Below are 14,981 nucleotides of genomic sequence, written 5' to 3'. Positions count from 1 at the left end.
AAGGGCGTGCTGGGCTACACCGAGGACAAGGTGGTGGCCACCGACTTCCGCGGCGAGCCGTGCACCTCGGTGTTCGACGCCGAGGCCGGCATCGCGCTGGACAAGACCTTCGTCAAGGTCGTGGCCTGGTACGACAACGAGTGGGGCTACTCGAACAAGTGCCTGGAGATGGCCCGCGTCATCGCCGGCTGATCGGCCTGGCGCACGCAGGAAAGCCCGCTTCGGCGGGCTTTTTTCATGGCTGAGTGCGGGCTTGCACACGGCAACATCCCGGCAATGTCCTGCGCCCTAGACTCGCGGGCGAGGAGAAGCACATGGCGATGATCAAGGGACGGACCTTTCTGCTGGCCGGGCTGCTGGCGCTGAGCACCGCGGCCGGCGCGGCCGAACAGGGGCCGCTGCGCGCCACCGCCACCGCGGCGGCCCGCAGCGAGCAGGCCGGCGGCGAGCAGGCTCGCGTGATCGTGCGCTACCGCGAGGACAGCAGCGTCGTGCGCGCTGCCGCTGCGCGCGGCCAGGTCCAGGCGCAGCATGCCGGCACGCTGGGCGCCCGCGTGGGCCTGCGGCTGCAGGATGGCCGGCCGATGGGCCTGCGCCAGCAGCTGGTGCAGGCCAGCGGCCTGAGCGCGCAGGCACTGGCCGAGCGGCTGGCTCAGGACCCGCAGGTGGAATGGGCGGTGCCCGACCGCCGCCGCCGCGCCGCCTTCGTGCCCAACGACCCCTTCTTCGCCAGCGGCCAGTCCAGCCCGATGCCGCCGGCCGGCCAGTGGTGGCTGCGCCCCTATGACAGCACGCTGGTCTCGGCCACCCGCACCACCAAGGCCTGGGACACCAGCCGCGGCAGCGGCGTGGTGGTGGCGGTGCTCGACACCGGCGTGCGCAGCGAGCACCCCGACCTGGCCGGCCGCTTCCTGCCCGGCTACAACATGATCTCGCCCGACAGCGGCGGCTGCCTGACCGGCAACGGCTCCTGCCGCAACGCCGATGCCACCGACCCCGGCGACTGGGTCAGCCAGGCCGACATCAACAACCACCCCAGCCTGTTCGACAGCAGCTGGCATGGCACCCAGGTCTCGGGCATCGTCGGTGCCGGCACGAACAACGCGCTGGGCGTGGCGGGCGTGGCGGGCAGCGCGCAGATCCTGCCGGTGCGGGTGCTGGGCAAGTGTGGCGGCTACGACTCGGACATCATCGACGGCATCCGCTGGGCGGCCGGCCTGACGGTCACCGGCGCACCGGTCAACCCGAATCCGGCGCAGGTGATCAACCTCAGCCTGGGCGGCAGCGGCGCCTGCGGCACCGCCTACCAGCGCGCGATCAACGAGGTGCTGGCGCTGGGCGTGACCGTGGTGGTGGCGGCCGGCAACGAGGGCGACGCGGTGGGCGCGCCCGCCAACTGCACCGGCGTGGTCGCGGTGGGCGGCCTGCGCCATGTGGGCACCAAGGTGGGCTACTCCAGCCTGGGCCCGCAGGTGGCGATCAGCGCGCCGGCGGGCAACTGCGTCAACGAGACCGGCGCCTGCCTGTACCCGATCGTCACCACCGCCAACGACGGCGCCACCACGCCCGGCAACTCGATCTACACCGACGCCTTCAACTACTCGGTGGGCACCAGCTTCTCGGCGCCGATCGTGGCCGGCACCGCGGCGCTGATGAAGTCGGCCAATGCCTCGCTGACCGGCACGCGCATCCGCACGCTGCTGCGCGCCACCGCGCGGCCCTTCCCCACCACCGGTGGCGACAGCACCAGCGGCGTCTGCCACGCCCCCAACGGCACGCCGCAGGACAGCGAGTGCTACTGCACCACCAGCACCTGCGGCGCCGGCATGCTCGACAGCGCCGCGGCAGTGGCGGCGGCCGTCAGTGATGTCGCGGCGGTGATCAGCGCCTCGCCCAGCACCCCGGTGGCCGGGGCGCGGGTGACGCTGTCCAGCAGCGGCTCCAGCGTGGGCAGCGGGCGCAGCATTGCGTCGTACGCCTGGTCGATCACCGGCGGCGGCGCGCTGGCCAGCTTCGTCAGTGCCACCAACGCGGCCAGTGCCACGCTGGACACCAGCGGTGCCGGCACCGTCACCGTCAGCCTGACCATCACCGACGACCAGGGCCACAGCGGCAGCACCACGCTGGCCCTGCCGGTGGCCTCGTCCAGCCTGCAGGCGGCGATCTCGGCCTCGCCCAGCGCCCCCACCGTGGGCGACAGCGTGGCGCTCAGCGCGGCCGGCAGCACCGTGGACAGCGGCCGCAGCATTGCCAGCTACCAGTGGGAGATCGTGGACGGCGGCACCCGGGCGGCCTTCAGCGGCAGCACCACCGGCGCCACCGCCACGCTCACCACCAGCGCGGCGGGCACGGTCACGCTGCGCCTGACGGTCACCGACAACCAGGGCCTGTCGTCCAGCGTCGAGCAGTCGCTGCAGATCAGCGCCCAGGCCGCCAGCTCGGGCGGCGGCGGCGGTGGCAGCTCGTGGCCCTTCGGGCTGGGACTGGCTCTGGCCGGGCTGGCGCTGCGCCGCCGGCGATAAGCGCTTCAGACGCGCCGGGCGGGCGCCGATATCCGGTCAGACCCACTGACCGGATGCCCGGCATGCCTGACCTTGTTTCACGCCTGCGCCCCTGGCTGGGCGCCGTCGCCTGCGGCTTGCCGCTGGCCGCCACGGCCGCCCCCGCTGCCGCGCCCGAGGCCTTCATCCTGCGCCTGCGCGACGCGCCGGCCCACACCGAGCTGAGTCCGCCCCAGGACCGCCGCCAGGCCAGCGCGCTGGCGCGCAGCCAGGTGCTGCGCCTGGCGCAGCGACGGCAATGGCAGGCGGTGCTCAGCGGCAGCGGCCTGGACGGCGAGACCGGCTGGCGCCTGGAGCCGGTGGGCCGGGCCTCGTGGCGGCTGGTGCCGGGCCACCGCCTGAGCGCCACCGAGGCGCGTCGCTGGCAGACCGCGCTGGCCGCCCAGCCCGGCCTGGCCTGGGTCGAGCCCGACCGCCGCGAAAGCCGCCTGCAGGCGCTGCCCGATGACCCGCTGTACAGCGAGCAGTGGTGGCTGCACCCGGCCGGCGGCGCCAATGCCAATGCGGCGTCCGAGCGCCGCCGCGGCGCACCGGGTTTCCAGACCGCCTGGGCGCGCCTGGGTGCCGGCAGCGGCCCGGTGGTGGCGGTGCTCGACACCGGCCTCACCGCCCACCCCGACATCGACCCCCGCCGGGTGCTGCCCGGCTTCGACATGGTCAGCGACTGGGACAGCGGCGTGGGCCGCGGCCTGGCCGCCGACGGCGACGGCCGCGACAGCGACCCCAGCGATCCCGGCGACGCCGTCACCGACAGCGAGCGCAGCGCCGACCCCACCCGCTACGCCGGCTGCAGCAGCAGCGCCAGCAGCTGGCACGGCACCGCCGTGGCGGGCCTGCTGGCCGGCCACACCCGCGACGCCAGCGGCGGCGCCGGCGCCTACGACGGCCTGCGCCTGCTGCCGGTGCGGGTGTCGGGCCAGTGCGGCGCCAGCCTGCGCGACATCGTCGACGGCCTGCGCTGGGCGGCCGGCCTGGCGGTCTGCCAGCGCTGGGCCGATCCGCAGGACCCGGGCTCGGGCTGCGCTGAGTGGGCGCCCACCAACCCGTATCCGGCCAAGCTCATCAACCTGAGCTTCGGCGGGCAGCTCGACTGCGGCTCGGAGTACCAGGCGGCGATCGACGAGCTCTGGGCGCGCGGCGTGCTGGTGGTGGCCCCGGCCGGCAATGCCCATGCCGCTCCGGCCCGGCCGGCCAACTGCCGCCATGTGGTGGGCGTGGCCGCGCTGAACCGCGACGGCTTCAAGGCCAGCTACTCGAACTTCGGCAGTGCGCTGGCGATTGCCACCGTCGGCGGCGACGACAACCAGGGCCTGTGGGGCGCGCTGCTGGCCGATCCGGGCCTGCTGGGCCCGACCAACGAGGGCCTGGACCGCGCCGCCAACCCCGGCTGGGGCGCGCACTATGGCAGCAGCTTCGCGGCGCCGCTGGTCTCGGCCACGCTGGCGATGATGCTGACGGCCGACCCGCGGCTGAGCGCGGCGCAACTGGTCGACGGCCTGGGCCGCAGCGCCCGGCCGCATGTGCGCTCCACGCTGATCGGCGCCTGCAGCGTCGACAACCCCGGGCGCTGCCTGTGCAGCACCGCCAACTGCGGCGCCGGCATCCTGGACGCCGACCAGGCCCTGGCCTGGGCCCAGGCGCAGGCCGCCGGCAGCAGCTGGCAGGCGCCGAACTGGCCCACCGAGTGGCTGGACACCGCCGAGCTGCGCGAGGCCGTGGCCATGGGCCCCGATCGCGAACCCACCGCGTCCACCGGCGGCGACAGCGGCACCGGCAGCCCGGCGGGCGGTGGCGGCGGCGGCAGCTCGCCCTGGTCGGCGCTGGGCCTGCTGGGCGCGGCGCTGGCCCTGGGCCGGCGCCGCTGAAGCGGGTTCAGCGGCAGTCGCGCCAGACCGGCGCGGCGGGCAGGCGCGCACGCGCCGCGGCCGACACGCGCTCGATGCGCAGGCGGTGCTCCACCGTGGGCGCCTGCAGCACCTGCACGCGGGCGGTGCGCACGCCGCGCGTCTGCAGCCGCTGCAGCGCCGCCTCGGCCTGCTGCGGATCGGTGTAGCGGCCCAGCAGCAGGCCCGGCGCCAGCGCGCCGGGTGCCGGCTCGCTGGGCACGTTGATGCGCTGCAGCTCCTCGAGCTTGCGCTTCTGTTGCTCCAGGTCGGTGAAGCGGCCCATGTACAGGCCCCAGCTGCCGGGCAGCTCGCGGCGCAGCTCCACCCAGGCTTCGGGCCCGATGCCGGCCAGCGCCATCGCCTGGCGGGCCTGGGCGAAGGCGGGGTCGTCCAGCGGACCGGCTTCCAGGCAGGCCATCACGTCGGCGGCGCCGCTGGCGGCCGAGGCCGCGCGCGAGGGCGGCAGCAGCTCCACGCGCTCCGGGTGGACCTGCCGCGCCTGGCGCTGTGGCTCGCGCTGCTCGCTGCCCAGGCCCAGCGGCTCGGCCAGCGGCGGCCAGTGCAGGGCCCACCAGGCCAGGTTGGCCAGCAGCAGCAGGATGACCAGCAGACGCAGCATGTCAGTTCGGCCGCACGCTGACTTCGCCGCTGACGACGCGTTGCAGGCGGCCGTCGCAGCGCAGGCGCAGTGCGCCGTCGCTGTCCACGCCGTCGGCCAGGCCGGCGGGCAGGGCGGGGTCGGTGGTGCGGATCGGGCGGCCGGCCAGCACGTCGCGGGTGGCAAAGGCCGCGGCGAATCCGCTGAAGCCTTCGGTGTCGAAGCGGCGCAGTGCGGCGGCCAGCGCCGGGGCCACGCGGGCCAGCAGCGCGGGGGCGTCCAGCCCGGGTTCGAAGTCGGTCAGGCCGGCCGCGGGCAGCGACGGGTCGGCCGGCGCGCGCAGGTTCAGCCCCACGCCCACCACCGCCACCCGCGGGCCCTGGGGCAGCGGCAGGCCTTCGACCAGGATGCCGCCGAGCTTGCGGCCGTCGGCCAGCCACAGGTCGTTGGGCCACTTCAGGCGCAGCCAGGCATTGGCGGGGTCGATCGCCTCGGCCAGCGCCACGCCCACCGCCAGCGACAGGCCGGACCAGTCGGCACGGCCCAGCGCCACCGCCAGCGAGAAGGTCAGCGCATCGCCCACGCCCGACTGCCACTGCCGGCCCAGGCGGCCACGGCCGGCGGTCTGGCGCTCGGCCACCAGCAGGCAGGGCGCGAAGGCGGCGCCGGCCTCGCGGGCGCGCAGCAGCAGCTCGGTGCTGGTCGAGCCGATCTCGGGCAGGGCCTCGGCCACCAGGCCCGGCCAGTGGGTGGCCAGGGCCGTGCGCAGCTCGGCAATGCGCCAGTCCTGCATGGCTTCAGGCGCTCAGCGGCGTCGGCGCTTGGGCACCAGCATCGTGCCGGTGCACTGGGGCGAGCCGCAGCGGCAGGCGAAGCGCTTCTTCAGCGCCGGCGTGTAGCGCTCGTCCAGCGTCAGGCCGTAGATGTAGTTCAGCTCCTCGCCGGCGCGGATCGCGCGCAGGGTCTTGATGAAGACCCGGCCGTCGGTTTCCTCGGCCTCGCAGTTGGGGTCGCAGGCGTGGTTGATCCAGCGCGCCGCGTTGCCGCCGTAGAGGGCGTCGATGGTGCGGCCGTCCTCGAGCTGGAAGTAGAAGGTGTGGTCGGGCTGGTCGGGGTCGTGGGGGTGGCGGCGCAGCGCCTCGTCCCAGCTGATGAGCTCGCCGGTGTATTCGATGACGGTCTCGCCGGGCTCGAAGTCGCGGGTGGCGAACACGCCCTTGCCATGCACGCCGCTGCGGCGCACCTGGATCCCGGAGCCCAGGCGGCGACGGGGGGCGGAGGGCGTTTCTTGCGGCGTGGTCTTCATTGGGTACATTGAAATCATGGGCGCGCGCGTGCGTACGCGTGAGCGCGCGAGAGAACGCATTGTATGGAGGCGGCCGCAGCACCCTGCGGCGGCCCTTGAACCGAGACCGATGAGCAAATCACTGATCATTGCCGAGAAGCCCAGCGTGGCCCAGGACATCGTGCGCGCGCTGACCCCGACGGCGGGCAAGTTCGAGAAGCACGCCGACCATTTCGAGAACGACCGCTACGTGGTCACCTCGGCGGTGGGCCACCTGGTGGAAATCAAGGCCCCCGAGGCCTATGACGTCAAGCGCGGCAAGTGGAGCTTCGCCCACCTGCCGGTGGTGCCTCCGCACTTCGACCTGGCCCCGATCGACAAGGGCAAGGCGCGGCTGAACGCCGTGGTCAAGCTGGTCAAGCGCAAGGACGTGACCGAGCTGATCAACGCCTGTGACGCGGGGCGCGAGGGTGAGCTGATCTTCCGCCTGATCGTGCAGTACGCCGACACCGGCAAGACACCGCTGAACAAGCCGGTGCGCCGCCTGTGGCTGCAGAGCATGACGCCGCAGGCGATCCGCGACGGCTTTGCGCAGCTGCGCAGCGACGAGCAGATGCTGGGCCTGGCCGACGCCGCGCGCAGCCGCAGCGAAGCCGACTGGCTGGTGGGCATCAACGGCACGCGGGCGATGACCGCCTTCAACTCGCGCGATGGCGGCTTCTTCCTGACCACCGTGGGCCGGGTGCAGACGCCCACGCTGTCGATCGTGGTGGAGCGCGAGGAGAAGATCCGCAAGCACGTGCCGCGCGACTACTGGGAAATCAAGGCCACCTTCGGTGCGGCCGCGGGCCAGTACGACGGCAAGTGGTTCGACCCCGCGTTCAAGAAGAACGATGACCCCGACCGCCGCCAGGACCGCCTGTGGACCCTGGCCGAGGCCCAGGCCATCGTGGCGGATGTGACCGGCCAGAGCGGCACGGTCACCGAGGAAAGCAAGCCCAGCAGCCAGTCCAGCCCGCTGCTGTACGACCTGACCACGCTGCAGCGCGAGGCCAACAGCCGCTTCGGCTTCTCGGCCAAGACCACGCTGTCGATCGCCCAGGCGCTGTACGAAAAGCACAAGGTGCTGACCTACCCGCGGACGGACTCGCGCGCGCTGCCCGAGGACTACTTGAGCGTGGTCAAGCAGACCTTCGAGATGCTGGCCGACGAGGAACTGCCCGGCCCGCTGCGCAGCCTCAGCCAGCACGCCCGCAAGGGACTGAACGAGGGCTACGTCAAGCCCACCAAGCGGGTGTTCGACAACGCCAAGGTGTCGGACCACTTCGCCATCATCCCCACGCTGCAGGCGCCCAAGAGCCTGACCGAGATCGAGGCCAAGCTCTACGACCTGGTGGTCAAGCGCTTCCTGGCGGTGTTCTACCCGCCGGCCGAGTACCAGGTGACCACCCGCACCACCGCGGTCAAGCAGCACCGCTTCATCACCAACGGCAAGGTGCTGACCAACCCGGGCTGGCTGGCGGTCTACGGCAAGGAGGCCCAGGACGAGGACGCCACGCTGGTGCCGGTCAAGCCGGGTGAGACCGTGGCCACCGACGAGGTGGCGCTGAACGCGCTGCGCACCAAGCCGCCGGCGCGCTACACCGAAGCCACGCTGCTGAGCGCGATGGAAGGCGCCGGCAAGCTGATCGACGACGAGGAGCTCAAGGCCGCGATGCAGGAGAAGGGCCTGGGCACGCCAGCCACCCGCGCCGCCATCATCGAAGGCCTGATCACCGAGAAGTACATGCTGCGCGAGGGCCGAGACCTGATGCCCACCGCCAAGGCCTTCCAGCTGATGACGCTGCTGCGCGGCCTGGGCGTGGAAGACCTGACCAAGCCCGAGCTGACCGGCAACTGGGAGCACCAGCTGGCCGAGATGGAGCATGGCCGCCTGTCGCGCGAGCGCTTCATGGGCGAGATCGCCAAGATGGCCGAGCGCATCGTCAAGAAGGCCAAGGAGTACGACCGCGACACCATCCCCGGCGACTACGCCACGCTGCAGGCGCCCTGTCCGCACTGCGGCGGCGTGGTCAAGGAGAACTACCGGCGCTTCACCTGCACCGGGGCCGACGGCGCCAGCGAAGGCTGCGGCTTCTCGATGACCAAGATCCCGGCCGGCCGCAGCTTCGAGCTGCCCGAGGTCGAGCGCTTCCTGACCGACAAGCGCATCGGCCCGCTGGAGGGCTTCCGCTCCAAGGCGGGCTGGCCCTTCACGGCCGAGCTGCAGCTGGTCTTCGACGACGAGATCGGCAACTGGAAGCTGGAGTTCGACTTCGGCGACGACGACAAGGCCAAGGACGACGGCGAGCCGGTGGACTTCAGCGGCCAGCAAAGCCTGGGCGCCTGCCCCAAGTGCGCCGGCCACGTGTACGAGCACGGCAGCAACTATGTGTGCGAGCACGCGGTGGGCGCGCACGTCACCTGCGACTTCAAGACCGGCCAGATCATCCTGACCCAGCCGATCGACCACGCCCAGGTGCACAAGCTGCTGACCACCGGCAAGACCGACCTGCTGGAGAACTTCGTCTCGAACAAGACGCGGCGCAAGTTCAAGGCCTTCCTCACCTATGACAAGAAGGAAGGCAAGGTGATCTTCGAGTTCGAGCCGCGCGCCGCCAAGGTGCCGGCCAAGAAGGCCGCCGCCAAGAAGGCCACCGCCAGCGAGTGAGCGCGGTCCTCTTCGCCAAGCTGGCGGCGATCGGCCTGATCGCCGGCTTCGGCTGGGTGGTGGGCCGCATGCGCTGGCTGGGCGACGAGCGCGCCGAGCCGGCGCGGGTGCTGGCCAATGCGGCCTTCTTCCTGTTCGCGCCGGCGCTGCTGTTTCGCACCACTGCGCGGCTGGACCTGGCCCAGCTGCCCTGGGCGATGCTGGCCGCCTACTTCGTGCCGGTGGTGGCGATGATGCTGGGCGTCTACGCCTGGCAGCGGCTGTGGCAGGCGCGCCGCGGCCTGCCGGTGGCGGCGCCGTCGGTGCGGGCGATCAGCGCCACCTTCGGCAACACGCTGCAGATCGGCGTGCCGGTGGTCTCGGGCGTCTTCGGCGAGACCGGCCTGGGCCTGCTGCTGACGGTGATTAGCGTGCACGCGCTGGTGCTGCTGCTGGTGTGCACCACGCTGGTCGAGCTGGACCTGGCGCGCGCCCATGCGGCGCCCGACAGCGGCCTGGGCCCGGTGCTGGCCAGCACGCTGCGCAATGCGCTGATCCACCCGGTGGTGCTGCCGGTGGTGGCCGGGCTGCTGTGGAACGCCACCGGCTGGCCGCTGCCCGGGCCGCTGGACGAGGTGCTGATCCTGCTGGGCTCGGCGATGGTGCCGCTGTGCCTGACGCTGATCGGCATGTCGCTGGCCTACCTGGGCCTGCCGCGCTCGCTGGGCGGCGCGCTGTCGGTGACCCTGCTCAAGCTGCTGCTGCAGCCGCTGCTGGTGTGGGCGGTGGCGGCCGGGGCGTTCGGCCTGACCGGGCTGCCGCTGCAGGTGCTGGTGGTGGCGGCGGCGCTGCCCACCGGCTCCAACGCGATGATGTTCTCGCAGCGCTACCGGGCGCTGGAGGCCGAGACCACCGCCGTCAACGTGATCTCCACGCTGGGCTTTGCGCTCACCGTGCCGGTCTGGCTGTGGGCGCTGTCGCGCCTGGGGTGACTCGCGCCCGCCACACCGCTGGCCGGGTGGCGTGACCGGCGTCACTTCGTGGCGGCCTCGTGCGCTGCCGCCGCGTCACCGCTGGATTTCCGGGGTGCGCAGCGGCGGTTTCTGGGTTTAACCTACGGGTTGCGACAACCGTTGCATCGTGTCACGGTCGATACGCGGCGCGTCCCCGGACGCAGCCCCCGAAGAAGAGCCCAGGAGTGAGTCGTTGGAAGCCACCCCCCAGGAAGTCGGCGAGCCGCGCTTTGACGTGCGAGCACGTCGTGCGCCCGACTGCCCCCTCGAGGGACTGCAGCAGCGCCTGATCGACCTGGCCCGGCTGCCGCCGGCCAAGGCGCAGGCGCTGGCCGAGGCGCTGCAGTCCGCGTCCAGTGTGGTGCTGGGCCGCGGTGTCTCGCGCGAGCGTGCCGAGCGGGCCAACCTGCTGGAACGCGCCGGTCTGCTGGTCGAGATCACCCCGGTGCTGCAGCTGGCGCCCAAGCCGGAGTCCGATGGCGACGGCCGGGTCGAGTGCCCCGCCTGCGGCGAGATCATGGTGCCCGGGCCGCACCGCCAGTGCGCGCACTGCGGCGTCTACATCGACAAGGTCTCGCCCGAGCTGCTGATGCGCCGCAAGCTGCGCAAGCAGGAGCAGGCGCGCGTGGCGCTGCGCGTGGCCGCCGAGCAGCAGCAGTCGCGCCGGCGGGCCGAGGCCGAGATGGAACACCGCCTGCGCCAGGAGATCCGCCAGCAGCTGGAAAGCCGCCACGGCCTGGCGCGCCCGGGCCGGGCCCTGCCGCTCTGGCAGCGCCCGGCAATGCTGGGCGGCGGTGTGATGCTGGCGGGCGCGGCCTTTGCCGCCGGCTGGTTCATGCCCCGCGGTGGTTCGCTGGATGCGGTGCCGGTGGCCGCCGCCGCCGCCTGGGTGGCGCCCGGCGAGCCGATCGACCGCCTGCTGGCTCGCGTCGACCGTGGCGAGCAGGCCCCGTCGGCCGGTGGCCGCCCGGCGGCGCCGATCTGGACGGTCGAGCCGGCCGATTCGCTGCGCCCCGGGCCTGACGTGCCGCCACAGACCCCAGAACAACTGCTGGCCACCTCCTTCGGCCGGGTCGAGGGCCTGCCGCCGCTGGGCGCGGGCGTGACCTGGCCGGTCGATCTGCTGCCGGGCTTGCGTGCCGACCTGGCCGTGGCGCTGGCCGAATCCGGCCAGCTGGGCCGCGCCGAGGAACTGCTGCAATCGCTGGAGCCCTGGCGCGCCAGCGTCGACCCCCGCCTGACCGAGCAACTGCGCCGCGCCCGCCTGATGGTGCACGCCTGGGGCCTGCACGACCACGGCCTGACCAGCGTGCAGCCGCTGCTGACCCGCCTGGGCGAGGGCCTGCGCAGCATGGTCGACCCGATCGAGCGCGCCAGCCTGCTGGCCCAGGTGGTGCCGGTGATGGCGCGCGCACCGGCGGTCTCCGACGAGGTCATCACCGGCCTGATCCGCCAGACCGGCGCCGCCGTCAAGGCCGTGGCCGAACAGGCACCGCGCCACCGCCTGACCGAGGCCTGGATCGTCGCCGAGGCCCAGGTGCTGCTGGCCCGCGCCGAGCACGAGGCCGTCAGCGGCCACTTCAGCCGCCTGCGCGCCCGCGTGGCCGCGCTGGCGGCGCTGCAGCCGCAGACCATCGAGCCGGCCACCCAGGCGCGCCTGCTGGCCATGCAGGTGCGCATCAGCCAGCTGGCGGGCGAGTCCACCGCGCGGCTGGTGATGGCCTGGTTGCAGGCCTTCGAGCGCGTGCCCACGATCGCCGAGCAGGCCGACCTGCTGCGCGAGGCCGTGGACCTGCCCGGCGGTGCGCTGGTCGAGGAGGCCCGTCGCCTGGCCATGCGCCTGGCCACGCGCGGCGAGGCCGCCGGCCAGGGCGCTGCCCGGGCCGAGGGCCTGGGGCGGCTGTCGCTGCTGTGGGCCGAACTGGGCGACGCCGACCAGGCGTCGCTTTGGCGCCAGCGCGCGCTGCAGACACCGGGCCTGCAGCCTGAGACCGCGCTGCGCCTGCGTGCCCAGCTCACCACCGAGGCCGAAATCTGCCTGGCCCAGGCCACGATGCGCCTGGGCGATCTGGCCCGCGCCGAGAGTCACTGGCGCCGGGTGGCCACCTACGTGCTCTGAGCGGCGCCAGCGCCGCACGGGCCCATCCCGGATAATCCGGGCATGAACCCGCTCGACATTCCCGCCTACATGGCCCATGTCGGTGTGGCGGCCCGCGCCGCCGCCACCGCCATGGCGCGTGCCGGCACCCGCGAGAAGAACCTGGCCCTGACCGAGCTGGCCGCGCGCCTGCGCAGCCATGGCCCGCAGCTGGCCCAGGCCAATGCGCAGGACATCGCCGCCGCCGAGGCCGCCGGCCTGACCGCCCCGATGGTCGACCGCCTGCGCCTGACGCCCAAGGTCATCGAGACGGTGGCCGAGGGCTGCGAGCAGCTCGCCGCGATGCCCGACCCGATCGGCGAGATCACGGGCGTGAAGCGCCGACCCACTGGCATCAGCGTGGGCCAGATGCGGGTGCCGCTGGGCGTGTTCGGCATGATCTACGAGAGCCGCCCGAACGTCACGATCGAGGCCGCCTCGCTGGCCATCAAGAGCGGCAACGCCTGCGTGCTGCGCGGCGGCTCCGAGGCCATCCACTCCAACCTGGCGCTGTGGAAGCTGGTGCAGCAGGCCCTGGTGGCCGCCGGCCTGCCGGCCGAGGCGGTGCAGCTGGTGGAGACCACCGACCGCGCCGCCGTGGGCCGGCTGATTGCCATGCCCGAGTACGTGGACGTGATCATCCCGCGCGGCGGCAAGGGGCTGATCGAGCGCATCAGCGCCGAAGCCAAGGTGCCGGTGATCAAGCACCTGGACGGCAACTGTCACACCTACATCGACGCCCAGGTCGACCTGGAGCAGGCGCTGGTGGTGACCGACAACGCCAAGACGCAGAAATACAGCCCCTGCAATGCGACCGAGTCGCTGCTGGTGCACGAGGCGGTGGCGGCCGCCTTCCTGCCGCGCATCGGCGCGCTCTTCGCCGCCAAGGGCGTGGAGATGCGCTGCGACGCGCCCAGCCGCGCGATCCTGGCCGCGGTGCCCGGTGCGCAGCTGGTGGATGCGCAGGAGAGCGACTGGTCCGAGGAGTACCTGGCGCCGATCATCAGCATCAAGCAGGTGGCCAGCCTGGATGAGGCGATCGCCCACATCAACCGCTACGGCAGCCACCACACCGACGCCATCCTCACCACGAACCACCCGAACGCGATGCGCTTCCTGCGCGAGGTGGATTCGGCCAGCGTGATGGTCAACGCCAGCACCCGCTTTGCCGATGGCTTCGAGTACGGCCTGGGCGCCGAGATCGGCATCAGCACCGACAAGTTCCACGCCCGCGGCCCGGTGGGGCTGGAGGGCCTGACCTCGATGAAGTGGGTGGTGCTGGGCCAGGGCGAGGTCCGCCACTGAGCATGGCCACCGATCCGCGCACGGCGCTGGTGCTGTTCTCCGGCGGGCAGGACTCCACGGTCTGCCTGGCCTGGGCACTCGAGCGCTTCGCGCGCGTCGAGACGCTGGGATTCGACTACGGCCAGCGCCACCGCATCGAGCTGGACTGCCGGCTGACCGTGCGGGCCGAGCTGGCGCGCCAGTTCCCCCACTGGGGCGCGCGCCTGGGCGAAGACCACCTGCTGGACCTGTCGCTGCTGGGCCAGATCAGCGACACCGCGCTGACGGCCGATCGGGCGATCGAGTTGCAGGCCAACGGCCTGCCCAACACCTTCGTGCCCGGGCGCAACCTGCTGTTCCTGGGCTTTGCCGCCACGCTGGCCTACCGCCGCAGCGCCAGTGTGCTGGTGGGCGGCATGTGCGAGACCGACTACTCCGGCTACCCCGACTGCCGCGACAACACGCTCAAGGCGCTGCAGGTGGCGCTGTCGCTGGGCCTGGACACCCCGATGACGCTGGAGACGCCGCTGATGTTCCTGACCAAGGCCGACACCTGGGCCTTGTCGCAGCAGCTGGGCGGTGACGCGTTGAACGCGCTGATCGCCGAGCACACCCACACCTGCTACCTGGGCGAGCGTGGCCAGCGCCACCCCTGGGGCCATGGCTGCGGCCACTGCCCGGCCTGCGCCTTGCGCGCACGCGGCCATGCCGAGTGGCTGGCTCGAGGGACGGCCTGATGGACCTGCTGAACTGGGAGTCGTTGCGCCCCTGGCTGCTGCGCATGGCCGTGCTGGCCGTGTTGCTGTTCTGGGTGGTGGGCGCCTACAACCGCCTGATGCGCCTGCGCCAGGCCCTGGCCCAGGCCTGGGGCCTGATCGACGAACAACTCACCCGCCGCGCCGCCGCGCTGGAGCCGCTGCTGGCCCAGCTGCAAGAACCCATGGCCAGCGAGGCCACCACGCTGGCGGCACTGTCTGCCGCGCTGGAGAAACAGCAGGCGGCCGCCCGCGCGGCGCGCGCCCGCCCCGCCTCGGCCGTGGCCCTGCAGGCCTGGGTGGTGGCCGAGGGCGAACTGGCCTCGCCGCTGGCCCGCCTGTCCGCGCTGGTGGAGCAGCACGCCGACCTGGCCCAGTCCGAATCCATCCGCCCGCTGCGCAGCGCCCTCGCCGAAGTGGCCCCCAACCTGGCCTACGCTCGCCAGACCTACACCGCCGCGGCCGACGCCTACAACACCGCGATCGAGGAATTCCCGACGCGGCTGCTGATGCCGGTGTTCCGGTTCAGGGCGGCGGCGCGCGTCTAGCGAACGCCTGAGAACTGCCCATGGCAGTCATTGCCCGCAGATGTGGTTGAGGCGAGGTGGGGAAAAGGGGTCTCTCTCATGTCCCCCGGCCTGCGGCCTCCTCCTTGACTTCGTTCGACCCCTTTTCCCCACCTCGCTTGGCACCGTGTCGGGACTGCTCGCGCGAGCAGTGCGGGAACGTCGGTAGCGGGTGAGGGGGAGTTCGCTTGGCCGAAGTCAAGGAGG

Annotated in this window: 11 protein-coding genes and 1 pseudogene; 9 read left to right on the top strand and 3 right to left on the bottom strand. The window is 72.8% G+C overall.

Going from position 1 to position 14,981, the window contains the following annotated elements:
• The 3 genes and pseudogenes from KAK07_RS24925 to KAK07_RS24915 form a co-directional block, all read left to right on the top strand.
• A pseudogene (locus KAK07_RS24925) lies at positions 1-192 on the top strand (type I glyceraldehyde-3-phosphate dehydrogenase); the annotation flags it as partial.
• Positions 193-314: 122 nt separating this feature from the next.
• Entirely contained in the window at positions 315-2,522 is a 2,208-nt protein-coding gene (locus KAK07_RS24920; RefSeq protein WP_210863671.1) for a S8 family peptidase, read from the top strand.
• A gap of 62 nt (positions 2,523-2,584) precedes the next feature.
• Entirely contained in the window at positions 2,585-4,426 is a 1,842-nt protein-coding gene (locus tag KAK07_RS24915; RefSeq protein WP_210863669.1) for a S8 family serine peptidase, read from the top strand.
• Between the two features lie 7 nt (positions 4,427-4,433).
• Here KAK07_RS24915 and KAK07_RS24910 read toward each other — a convergent pair whose 3' ends face one another.
• From KAK07_RS24910 to KAK07_RS24900, 3 genes are read right to left on the bottom strand one after another with little or no spacing between them, the layout of a single operon-like run.
• Positions 4,434-5,066, bottom strand: coding sequence for a hypothetical protein (locus tag KAK07_RS24910; RefSeq protein ID WP_210863667.1), 633 nt, complete (start codon positions 5,064-5,066; stop codon positions 4,434-4,436).
• A 1-nt stretch (position 5,067) separates the two neighbouring features.
• Positions 5,068-5,838 (bottom strand): biotin--[acetyl-CoA-carboxylase] ligase, encoded by a 771-nt coding sequence (locus KAK07_RS24905; RefSeq protein ID WP_210863665.1) that lies wholly within the window; start codon positions 5,836-5,838, stop codon positions 5,068-5,070.
• Between the two features lie 12 nt (positions 5,839-5,850).
• On the bottom strand, positions 5,851-6,351 hold the full coding sequence (locus KAK07_RS24900; RefSeq protein ID WP_210863663.1) for an SET domain-containing protein: 501 nt from the start codon (positions 6,349-6,351) through the stop codon (positions 5,851-5,853).
• A gap of 109 nt (positions 6,352-6,460) precedes the next feature.
• On the opposite strand from KAK07_RS24900, the gene KAK07_RS24895 reads away from it, so the two are divergent.
• From KAK07_RS24895 to KAK07_RS24870, 6 genes are all read left to right on the top strand, one after another.
• Positions 6,461-9,040: a DNA topoisomerase III gene (locus KAK07_RS24895; RefSeq protein WP_210863661.1), complete on the top strand. Its 2,580-nt coding sequence runs from the start codon at positions 6,461-6,463 to the stop codon at positions 9,038-9,040.
• Positions 9,037-10,011 carry an AEC family transporter gene (locus tag KAK07_RS24890; RefSeq protein ID WP_210863659.1) on the top strand — a complete coding sequence of 325 codons (975 nt, stop codon included), beginning with the start codon at positions 9,037-9,039 and terminating at the stop codon, positions 10,009-10,011. Before KAK07_RS24895 ends, KAK07_RS24890 begins: the two co-directional genes overlap by 4 nt.
• Positions 10,012-10,225: 214 nt before the next feature.
• The gene (locus KAK07_RS24885) at positions 10,226-12,151 is read left to right on the top strand and encodes a bL32 family ribosomal protein (protein ID WP_210863656.1); all 1,926 of its coding nucleotides are present in this window, start codon (positions 10,226-10,228) and stop codon (positions 12,149-12,151) included.
• A 42-nt stretch (positions 12,152-12,193) separates the two neighbouring features.
• On the top strand, positions 12,194-13,474 hold the full coding sequence (locus KAK07_RS24880; RefSeq protein WP_210863654.1) for a glutamate-5-semialdehyde dehydrogenase: 1,281 nt from the start codon (positions 12,194-12,196) through the stop codon (positions 13,472-13,474).
• Between the two features lie 2 nt (positions 13,475-13,476).
• The gene (gene queC / locus KAK07_RS24875; RefSeq protein ID WP_210863652.1) at positions 13,477-14,190 is read left to right on the top strand and encodes a 7-cyano-7-deazaguanine synthase QueC; all 714 of its coding nucleotides are present in this window, start codon (positions 13,477-13,479) and stop codon (positions 14,188-14,190) included.
• Entirely contained in the window at positions 14,190-14,756 is a 567-nt protein-coding gene (locus tag KAK07_RS24870; RefSeq protein WP_210863650.1) for a LemA family protein, read from the top strand. The genes queC and KAK07_RS24870 overlap by 1 nt, the downstream gene beginning before the upstream one ends.
• Positions 14,757-14,981 lie beyond the last annotated feature (225 nt).

This window comes from Ideonella alba, assembly GCF_018069875.1.
Lineage (GTDB): Bacteria > Pseudomonadota > Gammaproteobacteria > Burkholderiales > Burkholderiaceae_C > Ideonella > Ideonella alba.
This window is presented reverse-complemented; position numbering and strand designations above follow the sequence as displayed.